The 18827-nt window shown below is 58.8% G+C and carries 12 protein-coding genes and 1 riboswitch; of the genes, 3 read left to right on the forward strand and 9 right to left on the reverse strand.

Annotated features, from left to right (window positions below; translation table 11 throughout):
• Positions 1-35: 35 nt before the first annotated feature.
• From metF to gltB, 9 genes are all read right to left on the reverse strand, one after another.
• Complete coding sequence (metF, locus tag CE153_RS07505; protein WP_099595750.1) at positions 36-875, reverse strand: methylenetetrahydrofolate reductase [NAD(P)H]; 840 nt, start codon at positions 873-875, stop codon at positions 36-38.
• Between the two features lie 29 nt (positions 876-904).
• A complete protein-coding gene (gene metE / locus CE153_RS07510) occupies positions 905-3211 on the reverse strand; it encodes a 5-methyltetrahydropteroyltriglutamate--homocysteine S-methyltransferase (RefSeq protein WP_099595751.1) in 2307 nt (768 codons plus the stop codon).
• A gap of 160 nt (positions 3212-3371) precedes the next feature.
• Positions 3372-3929, reverse strand: coding sequence for a SixA phosphatase family protein (locus tag CE153_RS07515; protein ID WP_039198009.1), 558 nt, complete (start codon positions 3927-3929; stop codon positions 3372-3374).
• An 88-nt stretch (positions 3930-4017) separates the two neighbouring features.
• Entirely contained in the window at positions 4018-5073 is a 1056-nt protein-coding gene (locus tag CE153_RS07520; RefSeq protein ID WP_099595752.1) for a tRNA (adenine-N1)-methyltransferase, read from the reverse strand.
• Positions 5074-5183: 110 nt separating this feature from the next.
• A complete protein-coding gene (locus tag CE153_RS07525; RefSeq protein WP_048349510.1) occupies positions 5184-6035 on the reverse strand; it encodes an ABC transporter ATP-binding protein in 852 nt (283 codons plus the stop codon).
• 104 nt (positions 6036-6139) lie between these two features.
• On the reverse strand, positions 6140-7396 hold the full coding sequence (gene glgA, locus CE153_RS07530) for a glycogen synthase (RefSeq protein ID WP_099595753.1): 1257 nt from the start codon (positions 7394-7396) through the stop codon (positions 6140-6142).
• 236 nt (positions 7397-7632) lie between these two features.
• Positions 7633-8094: a Yip1 family protein gene (locus CE153_RS07535; RefSeq protein WP_099595754.1), complete on the reverse strand. Its 462-nt coding sequence runs from the start codon at positions 8092-8094 to the stop codon at positions 7633-7635.
• Between the two features lie 185 nt (positions 8095-8279).
• Complete coding sequence (locus CE153_RS07540; protein ID WP_099570611.1) at positions 8280-9827, reverse strand: glutamate synthase subunit beta; 1548 nt, start codon at positions 9825-9827, stop codon at positions 8280-8282.
• A gap of 1 nt (position 9828) precedes the next feature.
• Complete coding sequence (gene gltB / locus CE153_RS07545; protein ID WP_099595755.1) at positions 9829-14400, reverse strand: glutamate synthase large subunit; 4572 nt, start codon at positions 14398-14400, stop codon at positions 9829-9831.
• Positions 14401-14626: 226 nt separating this feature from the next.
• Positions 14627-14728: riboswitch (TPP riboswitch) on the forward strand.
• Positions 14729-14794: 66 nt separating this feature from the next.
• Here gltB and CE153_RS07550 point away from each other — a divergent pair.
• From CE153_RS07550 to CE153_RS07560, 3 genes are read left to right on the forward strand one after another with little or no spacing between them, the layout of a single operon-like run.
• Entirely contained in the window at positions 14795-16144 is a 1350-nt protein-coding gene (locus CE153_RS07550) for a solute carrier family 23 protein (protein WP_099595756.1), read from the forward strand.
• Between the two features lie 49 nt (positions 16145-16193).
• Positions 16194-17318: a LuxE/PaaK family acyltransferase gene (locus CE153_RS07555; RefSeq protein ID WP_099595757.1), complete on the forward strand. Its 1125-nt coding sequence runs from the start codon at positions 16194-16196 to the stop codon at positions 17316-17318.
• Positions 17315-18817, forward strand: coding sequence for an acyl-CoA reductase (locus CE153_RS07560; RefSeq protein ID WP_099595758.1), 1503 nt, complete (start codon positions 17315-17317; stop codon positions 18815-18817). Before CE153_RS07555 ends, CE153_RS07560 begins: the two co-directional genes overlap by 4 nt.
• The last annotated feature ends 10 nt before the right edge of the window (positions 18818-18827 follow it).

The following is an 18827-nucleotide window of genomic DNA, read 5'->3' on the forward strand; positions in this document are numbered from 1 at the left end:
GAAACCGCCCCTGATGTTTGTTGCATCGCCTGAAATCAGACGAAGAATGGTTTGACGTTGGACCAAATACGTCGGCTGACGCATGGATGGTTCATCGTATACAGGTGCACACCGTCGACACCCCGCGCTACCAAATCGCAGATCTGCTCGGATGCGTAAGCGATACCCGCCTCTTTAAGCAAAGCCTTGTCGCTTCCCCATTTATCGAGCATGATGCCGAGTTTTTCGGGAATCTTCGACTGACATTTGCTCGACATGTTCAACACCGATTTCACGTTCATGACTGGCATGATGCCCGCTTCGATCGGCACGTCGATGCCTGCAGTCCTCGCTTTGTCGAGGAATCTCAGGAAATCCTCGTTATCGTAGAACAGTTGCGAGATCAGGTGTGTCACGCCGGCGTCGACTTTCTTTTTGAGATTGTCGATGTCTTCTTCCAGTGTTGCCGCCTGCGGATGCTTTTCCGGATAGCAGGCGCCGTAGATCTTCATGCCCGGACGCTGCTGGCGGATATACACGGACAGATCGCTGGCATGTTCGAATACTCCTGCCGGTTCGGCACCGTCGATGCGGTCGCCACGCAAGGCGAGTACGCCGGAGACTTTGGCCTGTTCGAACATGTCGAGCGCCTGATCGACGTCATCCTTGTTCAGATATTGCGCGGTCAGATGGGCCACACTGGGGATGCCGTATTCACTCACGGTGTGAGCGATGCGCGCTGTCAGCGTACGGTCGGATGATTTGCCGGTGCCGTAGGTGACGGAAATGAAATCGGGGTCCAACCCCTGCAGGCCATCCAATGTGTCGTAGATGGTACCCACAGGGGAGGTTCGCTTTGGAGGGAACACCTCGAGCGAGAACATTGGCGAATGCATGGCTGTTGTCTTGTTCCTAACGTTTCGCCTTACTTGGCCAGCTTGGCACGCACAGCCTGGGCTGCGGCCACGAGGTTTTCGAGGCTTGGCCAGGTTTCGGCGTTGCCGCGTGTCTTCAAACCGCAGTCAGGGTTGATCCACACCTTTTCGATGTCCATCTTATTGAGGATTTCGTAGATGCGTTCCTCGATTTCCGCTTCGGACGGGATGCGCGGCGAGTGGATGTCGTAGACGCCCGGGCCAGCTTCGGTTTCGAAGTTGGCGTCGTGAATGGCGTCGAGCACCACAAGATCACCGCGGGAGGCTTCGAAGGAGATCACGTCGGCGTCCATAGCGTCGATGTCGGTGATGATGTCGTTGAACTCCGAGTAGCACATATGGGTGTGGATCTGCGTGGTCGGCTTGACCGCGGAGTGCACCAGTCGGAATGCCGGAATGGCCCAGTCGAGGTACTTCTTGTGCCAGTCGGTCTTCCTGAGCGGCAGCTTTTCACGCAGGGCGGCCTCGTCGATCTGGATGACCTTAATGCCAGCGGCTTCGAGGTCAAGCACTTCGTCGCGGATGGCGAGAGCCAGCTGCTGGGTCTGCTGCTCGTGGGTGATGTCCTCGCGCGGCCAGGACCAGTTGAGAATGGTGACCGGGCCGGTGAGCATGCCCTTCATCACATGGCTGGTGCGGGACTGAGCGTAGGCGCTCCATTCCACGGTGATCGGGTTGGCGCGGGACACGTCGCCCCATACGATCGGGGGCTTCACACAGCGGGTGCCGTAGGACTGCACCCAAGCGTTCTTGGTGAACAGGAAACCGTTGAGGTTCTGGCCGAAGTATTCGACCATGTCGTTACGTTCGAATTCGCCATGCACAAGCACGTCGAGGCCGATCTGCTCCTGATGCTTGATGCAGGCGTCAATCTGCGCCTTCATGTATTCGTCGTATTCTGCCTTGGTGATCTCACCCTTGCGCAGCCTAGCGCGTTCGGCGCGCACTTCCTTGGTTTGCGGGAAGGATCCGATGGTGGTGGTCGGCAGCAATGGCAGGTTCAACGACTCACGCTGTGCCTTCTGACGTTCGGCGCGTGCCGGCTGGCGTACGAAGTCCGCGTCGGTCAGGGCTGCGAGACGTTCCGCCACGTTCTTGTCGGCGGCGACGCGGGTACCGTCGAACAGTGCCTGGTTGGCGGCCAACGCTTCGGATGCCTTCTTGGCTTCTTCGCTGGCGTCGGCAAGGACCGCGATGTCGTGCAGTTCGCCGAGCTTTTCAACGGCGAAGGCGAAATGTTTGCGCACGTCGTCGGCGAGACCGTCCTCACCTTCGGTGCTGAACGGCACGTGCAGCAGGGAGCTTGCAGTGGAGACGGCTACGTTGTCGGTGACCTTCTTCAGCGCGTCGACGAGGCCGAGGCTAACGGCGTAATCGTTGCGCCAGATGTTGCGGCCGTTGACCACGCCGACGAAGATGGTGGTGCTCTCTGCGACGCCGAACTTTTCAACGGCGGCGAGATTCTCGTCCCTGCCTTCGTTGAGGTCGAGTCCGATGCCGTCGAAGGCGAGCAGGTTGACTGTCTCATACACGTCGGCGATGTGGCCGAAGTAGGTGTTGAGCAGCACCTTAATCTTGCCGTCGCGTGCGGGCAGGATCTTGGTGTACAGGCTCTTGAACAGTTCGACGTCGCCCGGCTCCTTGTCGAGCACGAGGTACGGTTCGTCGATCTGGATCCATTCGGCGCCCAGCTCGGCGAACTTGGCCACGACCTCGGCGTAGACGGCGGCGACCGCGTTGACCAGGCCCTTGTCATATTCGAGTTCTTCGGCCTGCGGATTGCGGGCGAGCTTGAGGAAGGTGTACGGGCCGATGAGCACCGGCTTGGTGGTGATGCCGAGCGCCTTCGCCTCGTTGAATTCGTCGAACGGCTTGGTGCTGTTGAGCTTGATGTCGGTGGCTTCGTCGACTTCCGGCACCAGATAGTGGTAGTTGGTGGTGAACCACTTCTTCATCGGCAGCGCGGTGACGTCGCCCTTGTCTCCCTGGTAGCCGCGGCCCATGGCGAACAGCGTCTCTTCGGGATTGTCGAAGGCGAGGCGCTGGTAGCGCTGCGGAATGACGTTCAGCAGGATGGCAGTGTCGAGCATTTGGTCGTAATAGCTGAAGTCGTTGCTCGGAATCAAATCGATTCCGGCTTCCTGCTGCAGCTTCCAATGCTTGGCGCGCAGCTCCTTGGCGGTGGCGCGCACGTCGTCGAGCGTTGCGGCACCCTTCCAATAAGCTTCGATAATCTTCTTCAGCTCGCGGTTCTGGCCGATGCGAGGGAAACCGGAGACGGAAGTGAGAACGGACATGAATCCTCCATCTGATATGAACAATGCAACCCGCTCAAGCTATCACAAATCGCCTTGATATAAGTCATTAAGAAAATTTGAGTGTCGTTATAAGCACGGTTTATATCAGTTGGTACGATAGCGTTTCACGCCTCTCAACATCATGACGATCGCAAAGGAATTATTCAAAATCCTTGGCCGTCAGCAATGCGATGAGTTCGCCGCTGTGCAACTGCCATTGATTGAACGGCTCGTTCGATCCGAACACGGCGAGTGAAGCCGGCGACATGCCCAGGTTCAGCAGGTCGAGCAGCGTCGCATCCGATTCGGAGCTCGCCAGCCACTGGCATGCGATCGACACGGTGGGCTCATGGCCGAGCACCAACAATTCGCGATGCTTTTCCTTGGTCTGGGCAAGCTCGTCGAACACGGACTGCACCCCACCCTCATACAGGCTCTGGCGATAGTCGACCTTCGGGTCGTCGCCGAACACCTTGAGCATGCGGTCGCATGTCTGTCTTGCTCTGGTGGCGCTGGAGCACGCGATACGCGTCGGCGCCATTTTGTGCGTGACCAAGCCTTTGGCGACGGCCTTCGCCTGCTTGCGTCCCTTGTCGGTCAGTTCGCGCCCGGCGTCGCCGCCGTCACCGAACGGTTCGGTCTTGGCGTGGCGCATCACCAGCAGCACGTATTTGTAATCCTTGGCTTTCTTCGCAACCTTCTTAAGGCTCGTTCCCATGGACGAATGCTCCAATCCTTAACGATCCGATGCGCGTCAACGCAACACACACGACTATTGTCTCAGAACACTTGCAAGAATCACCGTATCAATCGCCGATAGCCTCGACCTGCGCGTCGAGATCGCGCAGCACTTTGCGCAGCTTACGGTCGGAAATGTCACGCAGTTCAAGGTCTTCGAGCTGTTCGGCACGTTCTTCGGCGCTCAGGGAATCGACATCCGTGGTCGTGTCTTTCGTGGCACGGTCGCGTTTGCGCAACGCCTGGAATCCCGGAGCCATCGCACGGGATACCATAAGGAAACCGGTGTGCCCGATCATCTGATGGTCGGGGCGGATTGCCAAACCCTGCGCCTTCCAGTCACGTTCCAGCGTTTCCTGGATGTCCGGTTCCGTCCAGCAGCCGGCTTCGCGCAACGCCTCCGCCATACGACTCAGCTGCGTGGTGGTGGTCACATACGCCACGAGCACGCCTCCGGGGGCGATCACTCGATACGCCTGTTCAAGCCGGTTCCAAGGGTCGAGCATGTCAAGCATGATGCGGTCGAAGGAATGCTCCGGCAACGTGGCCGCCACCGAGTCGAAATCTCCAGTTTTCAAATCCCACCAAGCAGGGCGGCCTCCGAAATAGACCGTGGCGTTCGCTTCGGCCACGCGGGCGAATTCCGACCGCATCTCGATGGTGGTCAGCCGGCCGGACTCACTCACCGCGTCCAGCAGGTTGATGCTCATGGCGCCAGATCCGGCTCCGGATTCCAGCACGTTCATGCCGGAACGGATGTCGCCCAACTGAATTACCTGGGCAATGTCCTTCGGATACATGATCTGCGCGCCTCGAGGCATCGACAGCACATAGTCGGCCAGCCTCGGACGCATTACCGCGAACTGCCATCCACCGATGGCGCGCGTGCCCTTCCAAGGCTTGTTGGCGTCGCGTTCCGGATGGTCCTGGTTGATCTGGGTCTCGCGTTTGGCACTCACCGTAACCACCACGGATCCCTCCAGCTGCCCAATCACGTCGTCGTGCAGAATGATGCCATGCGAGGTCTGCGTCACGCCACCAGGCACCAGCTGGTCGGTGATCTTATTGGATCTGCGATCCGTGAACTGCACTTTCTCGCCCGTCGTCAACGGTCCTCGACGCATCAATCGCTCCTTCATTGCAAACATGGATTCCATCATTGCGACAGCACGGTCAAGACCCGCCTGTCTGGCGCTATTCATGCTACAGCATGTTCCGCCATGCAAAGCGCCAGTTACAGCGCGTACGCGTTCCAGCGCCCGTTCATGTGTGTCACCTCGAGCTTCAGGCCGAACACCTCGCTTAAGCGCGCGGACGTGAAGCCATGTTCCAAGTCACCCGTGTACACGATGGTTCCGGGGGCCGGATCGTTGCCTGCCACATTGTCGGCATAAGCATCGGCTTCGTTGCCGGTGATTCTACCCATGATCGCCACATGGTCGAATCCCTGCGGAATCTCCTCAAGACGATGCGTCACCAATACCACAGCACGGTCTGATTGTTCGGCACCGACCCTGCTCAACGCACGAAGCGCGATCTCACGACCACCCAGGTCGAGTCCTGTGGTCGGTTCGTCCAGAATCAGCAAATCCGGATCGGCCATCAGCGCACGGCAGATCAGCACGCGCGTACGTTCGCCTTCCGAAAGCTTGAACATCATCTTGCCTTCGAGGTATTCGATGCCGAATTCGCGCATCAGGGAGCGCGCCTTGGCATAATCTTCGTCGGTGTAAGTGTCGCGCCAACGGCCGGTGGTCGCGGTCAATGCGGTCACGATGGCGTCGAGCGGATCTTCCTGAGACGGGAATGCACGGCTCAGTTCCGCGGAGCTCAAACCGATGCGGTTACGGTAGGAGAACACGTCCACTTTACCGAGACGGTTGCCAAGAATGTCGACGGTACCTTCCGACGGGAAGCCTCTGGTGCTCATCATTTGAACCAAGCTTGATTTGCCGATACCGTTAGGACCGAACAACACCCATTTCTCACCTTTGTTGATTTCCAAATTGACCTTGGTGAGAATCACACGCTTACGACGACGGAATTCCACGTCAGTAAGTTTCAGCGCGATGTTCTTTTCCGACATTCTTCCTCCCCTGCCATTGTGCAGATTGCAGTCATGAAAACGCCTTCCGCCAGAATAATGCGTCCGGCGAAAGGCGCTCACGTATCATCTACGTGGCGAACGGGCTATTCGGCGGCTTTGCCCTGCTCGGCAAGCACGTCCTCGTAGACCTTGACGGTCTTGTCGGCGATCGACTCCCAGCTGAAGTTGTCGCGTGCTCGTTCGTATCCAGCCTGTCCCATCTGCTTCGCTTTTTCAGGGTCGGCCATGATGCGGTTGATGGCGTCGGCCATATCGTGCACGAACTTGTCTGGATTGGTCGGGGTACCAGTGCCGTCGTGCAACTGGTCGATGGGCACGAGGTAACCGGTTTCGCCGTCGACGACGACTTCGGGAATACCGCCAGTCGCGGAGGCCACCACGGGCAGACCACAGGCCATGGCTTCAAGGTTCACGATGCCGAGTGGCTCGTAAATGGACGGGCAGATGAACGCGTCGCAACCGTGTTCGAGCGCGTTAAGTTCCGGCTTCGGCAGCATCTCTTCGATCCAGATGATGTTGCCGCGCTCCTCATCAAGCTTGGCGAACGCGGTTTTGACCTCGTTCATGATTTCCGGAGTGTCGGGTGCGCCGGCGCACAGCACGACCTGGATGCCCGGATCGACGAAATGCAACGCCTGCAGCAGGTACGGCAAACCCTTCTGTCTGGTGATGCGGCCGACGAACAGGAGTGTGGGCTTATTACGGTCGATGTTGTAACGTTCGAACACCTTCCAGCCCGGATCGTCGTCAGCCGGGGTTTCGAACTGGCTCATGGTGATGCCGTTGTGCACCACGACCACCTTGTCGGGATCAAGATTCGGATATGCGGACAGGATGTCCTCGCGCATGCCGGCGGATACGGCGATGACGCGGTCGGCGTGCTCGTATGCGTCACGTTCAGCCCACGAGCTCAGGTCGTAGCCGCCGCCCAACTGCTCACGCTTCCATGGGCGGAACGGTTCGAGGGAATGCGCGGTGATGACCAGCGGCGTTCCGTGCAGCATCTTGGCGAGGTAGCCGGCTAGGCACACGTACCATGTGTGGGCGTGGATGATGTCGGCGTCCACGTCGTTGGCGATCTGCAAGTCGACGCCGAATGTTTTCAACGCGCCATTCGCCTCTTGGAGTTCCTTGGGAACGTCGTACCCGATGACCTTAAGCGACCCTTTAGGATCATCACCCGGAATCTTGGGGATCTCATCCTCGGCACGCGGTCCATCAAACGCACGGACCGTCACATCCACGCGTTCCGCCAGAACTTTGGAAAGCTCCTCCGCGTGCACGCCTGCGCCGCCGTACACTTTGGGCGGATATTCACGGGAAAGAATCTCAACCTTCATATCTGTGCTCTCCTCTTCGAGTCAGGCAGTTGTTCCACCACTACTGTAAGGCAAATTTCCAAGGAAACGCCTGATTGTTTCATTCGTGTCACAAAGTTTTGCATCTTTCCTAAAAATGCAGGCAAGGAGGTCAATAAACCAGGAACGAATAGTGTCGTCATTCGTGACTCGCATGCGAAAGCGGGGCTGTATCCTTCCATCGGATGCAGCCCCGCTCTGCGTTCATCGCCTTACCATCAGACGGCCGTACCATTCTGATCGAGGTTCGGATTATGCTTCGGGTTACCCGCCGTGAAGAACAGGCTAAGCACACCGACGGCAAAGACAGTGGAAACAGTTGCGATGAGCCACATCGGATGCGATGGCAGCCACATGACTACAAGGAATGCGATTGCGGACAATGCGATCAGCGCCCAGCTGGCCACGCGGAACCACTGGCGCACGGAATGCGGCGCCTTGAACATCTTGGGATTTGTGTAATCCGGATTGGTGGTCAGCAGGCTTTCGTTTTCCACGACGCTGCCGCCGGTCGGTTTCCATGGACCGTCGGTGCCGTCCTGCAGGCGACGGGACTTCTCCTGAAGCTGGTATTCGTCAAGCATACCGGAACGACCACGGCCTCTGGTCTGGTCGTACTGTTGGGGCACTCCCCTGCGGTTCTGCTTGGTTTGGGCACGTCGTTCGGCGCGATTTGGCATTGGTGCACTCCTTTGTTACTTGTTGCTGCATGCCACTTTAGCGCATGCCGGACCTGTACGCCGGCTGTTTTCCACGCTTCAGTCATATCAATTCAAGGAAAACGTTGCCTATAGGAAAAGTGGTCTTCATCCGCATGCCGCTGGATGCGGATGAAGACCACTTGGATCCTGGTGTCGTCGTCGAATCAGCGCGGCAGCATCATCGGCCTTTTGGAAGCCACGATAGGCGCCGGAAGTTCAGTGGCACCGGTGAGGTATTCATCCACGGCAGCCGCGCAGGAGCGGCCTTCAGAAATGGCCCATACCACGAGGCTCTGGCCGCGGCCGGCGTCGCCGCAGGCGAATACGCCATCCTGGCTGGTGGCGAACTTATCGTTGCGAGCCACATTGCCGCGTCCGTCGAGGTCGACGGGCAGCTGATCCACGAGCGTGGTGGTGTCCGGATGCAGGAAGCCGACGGAGATGAGCACCAGATCGGCCGGAATCACGCGTTCGGTGCCCGGCTGGCGGGTGAATGGACCGTTTTCGCCGGGTGCCACGTTCACGACCTTGAGACCGGTCACATGTCCGTTCTCGTCGGCCACGAAGCCTTCGGTGGCGGTGGAGTGCTCCACCTTCACCTTGGCCTGTTCCTCTTCGATGCCGACGAAGTTCACGGAATCCGTGCTGTACACGTATTCGGCACGCTGAGTTTCAAAACCTTCCTCCATGGAGGAGGTCTTCTGGTACAGGCGTGCGAAAGTCGGCCACGGTTGGTTGGCCGGGCGTTCGCTTGGTTCCTGCGGCATGATCTGCAGCACGGTGACGTCTTTGGCGCCTTGGCGAATGGACGTGCCCAAGCAGTCGGATCCGGTATCGCCGCCGCCGATGATCACGACATGCTTGCCTTCGGCGGTGATGTCATTGACTGGCTTGACGCCGTAGACGCGGCGGGTTGCATCAGGCAGGAACTCCATGGCGAAGTGGATGCCCTTGAGTTCACGGCCCGGAATCTTCATATCGCGCGGCACGGTGGAACCGATGGCGACGACCACGGCATCGTAGCGGGAGCGCAAATCGTCCCAAGAGATGTCTTTGCCGATCTCCACGCCGGTGCGGAACACAGTGCCTTCGGCCTCCATCTGTTCCACACGGCGGTCAATGAGCCGCTTGTCGAGTTTGAAGTTCGGAATGCCGTAGCGCATCAGACCGCCGATGGCGTCATCACGCTCGTATACGACCACGGTGTGGCCGGCGCGGGTGAGCTGCTGGGCGCATGCCAGACCGGATGGGCCGGAACCGACCACTGCGACGGTCTGGTCGGTCAGACGCTGCGGAGGCAACGGCTTGACATAGTCGAGATCCCATGCCTGATCGATGATCGTGCATTCGTCGTTCTTAATCATGGTCGGCGGCTGGTGGATGCCCAGCACGCAGGCGGCCTCGCACAGCGCGGGGCAGATGCGGCCGGTGACCTCAGGGAAGTTGTTCGTCTCGGACAGGCGGTTGTACGCATCCTCCCACTTCTCCTGGCGGACCAGATCGTTGAATTCTGGAATGATGTTGCCCAGTGGGCAGCCGTTCATGCAGAACGGCGTGCCGCAATCCATGCATCGGGCCGCCTGTTCGGTGGTCCAAGGTTGCAGGCCGGATTCGGCGTGGACGTCGAACCAATCCTTGATTCGCTCCTCGACGGGGCGTTCGGCCAGTTCGCGACGGGTACGGACCTTCAGGAATCCACGTGGATCTCCCATGTCAGCGCGCTCCTTCCATAACCTGCTCGTACACCTGTTCCCAGACGCCGGGCGTATTGAAATCGATATTGTTCTCTTCGGCGTTCTTCATCGCCTTCTGCATGGCGAGGAAGTGCTTCGGCACGATGTGCGTGAATCGCTTGGATACATTCTTCCAGTCGGCGAGCAGTCCGGCCGCGAATGCGGAGCCGGTCTCTTCCGCGTGCTGCTTGACCAGGCCGTGCACGATTTCGTCCGACTCACTGTCGAGCGGTTCGAACAGCAGTGCGCCGTTGGTGGCGGCTGCCGGGTTGACCTGCTTCATATCGAGATCGAGCACGTACACGTGGCCGCCGGAGAAGCCTGCGCCGAGGTTGCGGCCTGTGGGACCGAGAATCACGACGGTGCCGCCAGTCATGTATTCGCATCCGTGGTCACCGACGCCTTCCACCACGAAGGTGGCGCCGCCGTTGCGTACGCCAAAACGTTCGCCAGCGCGTCCCGCCACGAACATCTGTCCAGAGGTGGCGCCGAAACCGGTGACATTGCCTGCAATCACGTTCTCATGCGGATCAAAGGTGATGCCCGCTTCCGGACGCACGACCATACGGCCGCCGGACAAGCCCTTGCCTGCGTAGTCGTTGACTTCGCCGTATATGCGGATGGTTTCGCCGCGTGGGATGAACGCGCCGATGGACTGGCCGCCCGCACCGTGGAAGGTCATGTCGATGGTGTCGTCCGGCAGACCTTCCTCACCGTAGCGCTTGGTGATCTCGTAGCCGACCATGGTGCCAAGCGTACGGTACACGTTGCGGATTGGCATCTCGATGCGCACCGGCTCCTTCTTCTCAAGGGCTGGCTGCGCAAGCTCGATGAGCTTGTTGTCGAGCGCCTTGTCGAGCTCGTGGTTCTGCTCGATGGTCTGATGCAAGATGGTTCCCGGAACCGGTCCCGGCTGCATCAGCACGTTGCTCAAATCGATGCCGTCGGACTTCCAACGCTTGATCGCTTCGTTCTGATCGAGGCATTCGACATGGCCGACAGCCTCCTCCAAGGTGCGGAAGCCAAGCTGTGCGAGCAGTTCGCGCACTTCCTCAGCAATGAACATGAAGAAGTTGATAACGTGCTCCGGCTTGCCCTTGAAGCGTGCGCGCAGTTCGGGATCCTGGGTGGCGATGCCCTGCGGGCAGGTGTTCTTCTGGCAGGCGCGCATCATGACGCAGCCTTCGACGATCAATGCGGCGGTGGCGAAGCCGAATTCCTCGGCGCCAAGCAGGGCTGCGATCACCACGTCGCGTCCGGTCTTGAGCTCGCCGTCGCACTGCACGGTGATGCGCGAACGCAGGCCGTTGAGCACGAGCGTCTGCTGGGTTTCGGACAGGCCGATCTCCCATGGGGTGCCGGCGTGCTTGATGGCGTTGAGCGGAGCCGCGCCGGTGCCGCCGTCGTAGCCGGAGATCAGCACCACGTCGGCATGGCACTTGGCCACGCCGGCGGCGATGGTGCCGACGCCGAATTCGGAGACAAGCTTGACGTGCACGCGAGCCTTCGGATTCGCCATCTTCGCATCGTTGATCAGCTGCTTCAGATCCTCGATGGAATAGATGTCGTGGTGCGGCGGCGGGGAGATGAGCTCTACGCCCGGGGTCGCGTGACGCACCTTGGCGATCCACGGCGGGACCTTGGCTCCCGGAAGGTGGCCACCCTCACCCGGCTTGGCGCCTTGGGCGAGCTTGATCTGCAAATCAGTGGCGTGCACGAGGTAATCGCTGGTCACGCCAAAACGCGCCGATGCGATCTGCTTAATCTTGCTGTAGCGCAGCGGATCGTTGATACGATCCTCGGATTCGCCACCTTCGCCGGAGTTAGAACGTGCACCGATGGTGTTCATCGCGATAGCGAGGGTCTCATGCGCTTCCTGGGAGATGGATCCGTAGCTCATGGCGCCGGTGGAGAAACGCTTGACGATCTCGCTGGCCGGCTCGACCTCGCTGATGTCGATCGGCTTGCGGTCGGACTTGAACTTCATCAGTCCGCGCAGCGTCATCAGACGGTTGGAGGTGTCGTTGATGTGCGCCGAATACTTCTTGAACATGTCGTAATCGCCGCGCTGGGTGGACTGCTGCAGTAGGAAGATGGCCTCAGGATCATTGAGGTGATCCTCGCCGGTGCGGCGCCACTTGTACTCGCCGCCGGTGCGCAGGTTGCGGTGCGGACGGGCGGTCCACTGCGACGGGTAGGCCACACGGTGACGAATGGCAACCTCTTCGGCCAGTTCGTCGAGTCCGACGCCGCCGACGCGGGAGGTGGTGCCGGTGAAGTATTTGTCGATGACGTCCTTGTTCAGGCCGATGGCTTCGAACAACTGCGCGCCGCGGTAGCTCATGATGGTGGAGACGCCCATCTTGGCCATGATCTTGAGCACGCCGGTGGACAGCGCGTTGGTCAGGTTCTTCACTGCGGTTTCGGCATCGACGTTGAGATAGCCATTGCGGGACAGGTCTTCGACGGATTCGAACGCCAGATACGGGTTGACTGCTGCCGCGCCGTAGGCGATCAGCAGAGCGACATGGTGGATTTCGCGCACATCGCCGGCCTCCACGACCATGGAGATCTGGGTACGCGTGTGTCTGCGCAGCAGGTGGTGCTGCACCGCGGAAGTGAGCAGCAGTGATGGAATCGGTCCCCACGTGTAGTTGGATTCACGGTCGGAGAGCACAAGGAAGTTGGACCCGTTTGCGATGGCCTCATCGACTTCCTGGAAGATTTCCTCAAGACGTTCCTTCAGTGCCTTGCCGCCGCCTGCGACCTGATAAAGACCCTTGACGACGAACGGCTTGTAGTAGCCGCCGAGGATCTTGGCGCGGTCGAGGCGCTTGAGCTGCGCCATTTCGTCGGAGTTGAGCACCGGCAACGGAATGAGGATCTTCTTGGCGTGCAGTTCGGAATCGGCCAGCAGGTTCGGCTCGGGACCGATGGCGGATTCGAGACAGGTCACGATCTTTTCACGTTCCCAGTCGAGCGGCGGGTTGGTAACCTGCGCGAACTTCTGGGTGAAGTAGTCGAACAGCATGCGGCTGCGGGAAGAGAGCGCGGCCATAGGCGCGTCGTTGCCCATGGATCCGAGCGGTTCCTTACCGGTGTTGGCCATCGGGGCGAGCAGCAGCTTCAGATCCTCTTCGGTGTAGCCGAAGGCGCGCTGACGGCGCTGCACGGACTGGCCGGAGTGGTTGACGTGCTCGCGCTTGGGCAGCTGGCTCATCTCGACGGTGTTGCCTTCGACCCACTGGCGGTACGGATGCTGGGCAGCGAGGTTCTTCTTGATTTCTTCGTCGGGGATGATGCGGCCTTCATCGGTGTCGACGAGGAACATCTTGCCCGGCTCCAAGCGGCCCTTGGACACGATGTGCTCCTCGGCGTTCTCCGGAAGCACGCCGGTTTCGGAGGCGAGCACGATGTAACCGTCGTCGGTGAGCTGCCAGCGGCCGGGGCGGAAGCCGTTGCGGTCGAGCAACGCGCCGACCTGAGTGCCGTCGGTGAAGATGATGTGCGCGGGGCCGTCCCACGGTTCGATCAGTGTGTTGTTGTATTCGTAGAACGCCCTAACGTCGGGCTCGAGCTGGTCGTTCTTCTCCCATGCCGGCGGCAGCATCATGGAGATGGCATGCGGCATGGAACGTCCGGACAGGTGCAGCAGTTCGAGGCATTCGTCGAACGTGCCGGAGTCGGAGTAGCCCGGGGTCGCGATCGGCAGCAACGGCTTGAATTCGCCAAGCAGTTCGGAGCTCAGTCGACCTTCTCGCGCGGACAGCCAGTTACGGTTACCCTGGATGGTGTTGATCTCGCCGTTGTGAGCCAGCTGGCGGAACGGCTGTGCGAGCGGCCAGCTCGGGAACGTGTTGGTGGAGAAACGGGAGTGCACGATGGCGATCTTCGCCTTCATGCGCTCATCAGAAAGGTCCAGGAAGAAGGGCTTGAGCTGCATGGTGGTGAGCATGCCCTTGTAGGTGATGGTGCGTGCGGAAAGGGACGCGAAGTAGATGCCCACCTCGTGTTCCACGCGCTTGCGGATGCGGAACGTCTTGCGGTCCAGTTCGATGCCGGTGAGCTGCCCTTCGGGGTCGGCCACGACCAGCGTCTTGAACGCGGGCATGCTGGCGAGCGCCTGCAGTCCGAGTCCGTCCGGGTTGGTGGGTACGACGCGCCATGCGAGTACTTCGAGGCCTTCTTCGCACACGATTTTGGCGATGGCCTGTTCTTGTTGGCCGGAGGTGGCGATGTCTCGGTCGAGGAACGCGATGCCGGCGGCGTAGTGGCCTTCTTCGGGTAGTTCGACGCCTGCGGTGGCGCGCATGAATTCGTCGGGCATGCTCATGAGGATGCCCGCGCCGTCGCCGGTGTTTTCTTCGGCGCCGACCGCGCCACGGTGGTTGAGGTTGACGAGCACTTCAATGGCGTCGTCGACGATTTTGCGTTCGGGGCGCTTGTTGAGGGTGGTGACCATACCCACGCCGCAGGCGTCATGCTCGGCGCCGGGATCGTACATACCTTGGGAATCATGGATCGTGAGATCTAACGGGGTGTGGAAAGTCACCGAAACCACCTTCAATGTTTTTGGGCAAGAAAAGTCTTGCGGTTCTTTAATGCGCGGTTTAGAATAGCGCGCCTTTGTGTCGTGGATATTTCCGTGTCCATATAACGAATACCCAGAAAAGTCAAGGTACATTTTCTTGAGGAAATGTGGAGAATTCACAACGCACTGGGCTCTCATGCCAACTCATCCAAGTATCGACGCATGCCGTTATGCTGGTTGCCTGTCCGAATAGCACAGGGGGAGCCGATATGTGGCTGAGACGGGCTTTGCCTGGACCCTCATACCTGATCAGGGTAATGCCTGCGTAGGAATGTCACGAACAGTGCGCACATGCGTTCCCCTGTGTCGGCGATCATAGACTGGTCGCCCCCATTAAGGAAGAGAGGGAATTGGCATGTCTGCCATGTCGCAACCGTCCGTTCAGAGCGGATCCGATTCGAAGAAGCTCACTCCAAAGAACGTTTTGCTGGGCTTGCAGCATGTGTTGGTGTCTAATGTGTGGCTTGATCCGGTATTTGTAGCCGGTGCCATTGGGTTGCCGCTGGCCTTGTCTTCGAATATGGTGAACGCCATTTTCATCGTGTCCGGTTTGGTCACGTTGATTCAGGCCACGAAGTTGGTGCGTCTGCCGATTGTACAAGGTCCGTCTGCCGCGTTTGACGCGTTGATGATTGCCGCTGGTACCGCCGGTTCGTTGGCTGCGGCTGGCACGTCGATTTTTGTTAGTTCGCTGATTTTTCTGGTGTTGTGTCTGACTCGTGTGATTGAGAAGATGCGTTTTCTATTTGCGCCGATGGTTTCCGGCGTGATTATTTTTCTGGTGGGCGTTTCGCTGTCGAGTTTCACATTGAGTGAGTTTCTTGGCGGCGCTCCCGGCGATGACGGGTTCGCTGATCCGAAGACGCTGGCCGTGTCTGTGGTGACTTGCGTGTTGGTGGTGGTGCTTTCCCAGTTCGGCAAAGGCATGGTCAGGGCGCTTTCCTATTTGATTGCGCTGGTTGTCGGCACTTCGCTCTCCATAGTGTTTGGCATGGCGGATTTTTCCGGGGTTGCGTCCAAGCCTTGGTTCGGTCTTCCTCAGATCATGCCATATGGCGGTTTTGATTTTGATGCTGCGGTTTTTGTACCGTTCTTCATCGCATATATGGTTGCGATTATGGAAGCGCTTGGCGTGTATCAGGCGGCCAGCGAGATTCAAGGCGTCAAGCTTGAGGATCGCCAGGTTCGTTATGGTTTGTCCGGCGAAGCGGCTGGTTCCGCTATTTCTTCGCTGATCGGTGGCTTCACCACTACCGCATATCCACAGAATGTCGCTTTACTGAAGGTTACGGATGAGGGCAAGTCCCACACCCGCGTGCCGGTGATCATCGCCGGTGTGATGTTTGTGGCACTTGGTTTCGTGCCGAAAGCCGGCGCGATGTTGTCGCTGATTCCCTCCCCTGTAATCGGCGGCATTTTCCTTCCGGCTGCGGCGAGCCTGATCAGTACGGGCTTCAATACACTGCGCAAGGCAGAACCGGACGACCGATCCCAAGTAGTCATCGGCTTGTCACTGCTGTTGGGTATCGCGTTGCCGAACGCATTGAGCGATCTTGCGGGCGGCGCTCACGTGTTCTTCTCCAATTCGATTCTGGTCGGCGCGTTCTGCGTAGTGATTCTCAAAGCGTTGCTGATCGATTTGCCGAATCTAATCAATCGTCGCAAAACAGGCGTGGGCAACAACGGGGATCAGGCACAAGCTTGATTCATGCCAACCGTTACCGAAATTCAACACAGGAAAGGAACATTGCATCATGACATCGATGCCGATAAACACTGAAGCGCAGCAGGTCAAGGCAGATGTGCTTGAGTTCATCGAAAAATACGGATGCGAAACCGCGCCGGATGAGGCGTTCGACGCACTCGCACAACAGATTTTCGCTTTTCAGTACGCTCATAACATGCAGTATCGCGCGTATTGCATGTCTCGCAGGGTGACTCCGCAGACGTTGTCCAGCTGGATGGATATTCCACCGATGCCGGTGGATGGGTTCAAGATGCTGACGCTCACTTCGGTTCCCGAGACGGAGTGCGAGGCCGTGTTTATGACCAGCGGCACCACGCATCCTGGCCAGCGTGGACGCAACTATCATCCTGATCTTGAGGTGTGGGACGCTTCGATGATCGGACCGTTCCGTCATTTCATCATGCCGGACCGCGAGCGTATACGCATCGCAGTGCTCTCCCCCGCTTGGGAGATGAATCATAATGGTTCGTTGGCCCGTTATCTGACGCGTGCGGTGGAGCGGTGCGGTAGTGAGGGCAGCGGCTTCTTCTTCCATGAGGATGGCTTGGACTTCGCGGGCGTGGAGAGATTCCTCAATCAGGCGGTGGCCGATGGCGAGCCGGTGATGCTGATGGGTGCCTCGTCCGCATACCTGTATCTGCTTGACTATCTTGCCAAGCAGGGCAAGACCTATGCGTTGGCGAAGGATTCGCGTGTGTTCGATACCGGTGGATTCAAGAGCACAAAAACCGATATGACGGTCGATGACCTGTATGCGAGGTTTTCTGAAGTGTTCGGCGTCGCGCGCACGCACTGTGTGAACATGTATGGTATGACGGAGTTGAGTTCACAGATTTACGATCAGAATCTGCTGTCGTACTATACGGATGGCTCGTCGAATTATTTGAAGGCCACGCCGTCGTGGGTTCGTTCCGTGTTTCTCGATCCGGCGACCCTCATGCCTGTTCCCAACGGCAAGCAGGGTGTGATCGCGCATTACGATTTGGCGAATTGGAATTCCTGCCTGGCGATTTTGACGGAGGATCTTGGCGTGCGCACCGCTTCCGGTTACGAACTCAATGGTCGTGCGAAGGGTGCGGAGGCACGTGGCTGCTCCATCGCCGTCGATGAGGTGATGGCGGCGAACGCATGAGCGTCATCGATGTTTTCCATGCGCCGCGCGGTTTCGTGTTTCAGGATTTCGAAACGCGCGACATCATCACCGATCATGGTGAGGTCACGTTACGATATCCGGTGCTCACTGCGGAGATAATCCGTGATTTGTGCGGGACGATACGTCGTAATCGGCTGCAGGCACTGTCGGCATATTCCGTCGAACGCATTGTGGATGTTATCGGTAAGGCCGTGGCATTGTGGACGGATCCCGATTATGAGGGACGTCTCCTTGCCGAATCGTTGATTCCCTCCATTACCGGCTATGATCCGACGATGACGCGCATCGAGTTGAAACGTTACATGCGCATGTTCCGTAGACGCGAGCTGTTGCGTTTTCTCGACGATGAGCTGTCGAGCCCGCGCATGCTGGATGAATACCGTCCGAACAAGTCCGGCGGATACACACGTCTGTACGGACCGGATCTGACGTTCCACGTGTTCTCCAGCAATGTTCCCGGCATTCCTGTGTGGAGCATGACCATGAGTTTGCTGACGAAAAGCGCGATCATCGGCAAATCCTCGTTCGACGAGCCGCTGATGCCCGTGCTCTTCGCGCGCTCCTTGGCGCAAATCGATCCGGATCTTGCTGACGCTTTGGCCGTGGTGCCATGGCGCGGCGGCACTGTGGAACTTGAAGACATGGCGATCGGCGAAGCGAACGCCGTGATCGCCTACGGTTCTTCGCACACCACCGAAGCCATCCGTCCACGTGTCGGCGCCGGCAAACCGTTCCTCAGCTATGGTGCTCGCATTGGCTTCTCACTGATTGGCCGCGAAGCATTGCGCGCGGACACGCATGTGCAGACCGTGCACCGCATGGCCGTGGACGTGGCCACCTACGACCAACAAAGCTGTTTGGCGCCGCAAACCATCTTCGTGGAACGAGGCGGAGCCATCTCCCCCGCGCAAACCGCCGAACTGCTTGCCCGCGAACTCGACTCGCAGCAGCACAAATATCCAAGATCCACCCCCTCCGATGAAGAATCGCTCGCCATACGCAGAGCGCGTTCAGAAACCGAAATGAAGGCGCTGTTCATGGCGGCACCGGCATCAGACGGTTCCGTGGCCCAAAGCAACCTACAGGCGCCGTTCGTCATCGAATCGCCGCAAGGCACCAACTGGACCGTACTCTACTTCCCCAATACCGACAGTCTCACCTCATTGGCGACCCCACTCAACCGCACCATCAACCTCGTCGCCGTGGACCAGCTCGAAAACGCGCTGCCAACGTTGAAACCATATCGCGTTTGGCTGCAGACCTGCGCGATCGCCGCCAGCTCATCCAGACTGTTCACGCTTGCGCAGCACGTGGGCGAATACGGCATCGATCGCATCTGTCCCATCGGCGAAATGAACCGTGCGAAATCCGGATGGCACCACGATGGCGGATTCAACATCCTCGATCTTGTCAGAGCCGTCGATATCGAACGCAACACCGACCGTTATTCCGACACCTTCGACATCGACTACGAATAATCCCAAGGAA

This window comes from Bifidobacterium sp. N4G05 (assembly GCF_002742445.1).
Lineage (GTDB): Bacteria > Actinomycetota > Actinomycetes > Actinomycetales > Bifidobacteriaceae > Bifidobacterium > Bifidobacterium hominis.

What these genes read in the sequence shown, in the direction of transcription:
- metF (WP_099595750.1), bottom strand. Translation starts at nt 875, where the DNA reads ATGCATTCGCCAATGTTCTCGCTCGAGGTGTTCCCTCCAAAGCGAACC.
- metE (WP_099595751.1), bottom strand. Translation starts at nt 3,211, where the DNA reads ATGTCCGTTCTCACTTCCGTCTCCGGTTTCCCTCGCATCGGCCAGAAC.
- CE153_RS07515 (WP_039198009.1), bottom strand. Translation starts at nt 3,929, where the DNA reads ATGGGAACGAGCCTTAAGAAGGTTGCGAAGAAAGCCAAGGATTACAAA.
- CE153_RS07520 (WP_099595752.1), bottom strand. Translation starts at nt 5,073, where the DNA reads ATGCGTCGAGGACCGTTGACGACGGGCGAGAAAGTGCAGTTCACGGAT.
- CE153_RS07525 (WP_048349510.1), bottom strand. Translation starts at nt 6,035, where the DNA reads ATGTCGGAAAAGAACATCGCGCTGAAACTTACTGACGTGGAATTCCGT.
- glgA (WP_099595753.1), bottom strand. Translation starts at nt 7,396, where the DNA reads ATGAAGGTTGAGATTCTTTCCCGTGAATATCCGCCCAAAGTGTACGGC.
- CE153_RS07535 (WP_099595754.1), bottom strand. Translation starts at nt 8,094, where the DNA reads ATGCCAAATCGCGCCGAACGACGTGCCCAAACCAAGCAGAACCGCAGG.
- CE153_RS07540 (WP_099570611.1), bottom strand. Translation starts at nt 9,827, where the DNA reads ATGGGAGATCCACGTGGATTCCTGAAGGTCCGTACCCGTCGCGAACTG.
- CE153_RS07550 (WP_099595756.1), top strand. Translation starts at nt 14,795, where the DNA reads ATGTCTGCCATGTCGCAACCGTCCGTTCAGAGCGGATCCGATTCGAAG.
- CE153_RS07555 (WP_099595757.1), top strand. Translation starts at nt 16,194, where the DNA reads ATGACATCGATGCCGATAAACACTGAAGCGCAGCAGGTCAAGGCAGAT.
- CE153_RS07560 (WP_099595758.1), top strand. Translation starts at nt 17,315, where the DNA reads ATGAGCGTCATCGATGTTTTCCATGCGCCGCGCGGTTTCGTGTTTCAG.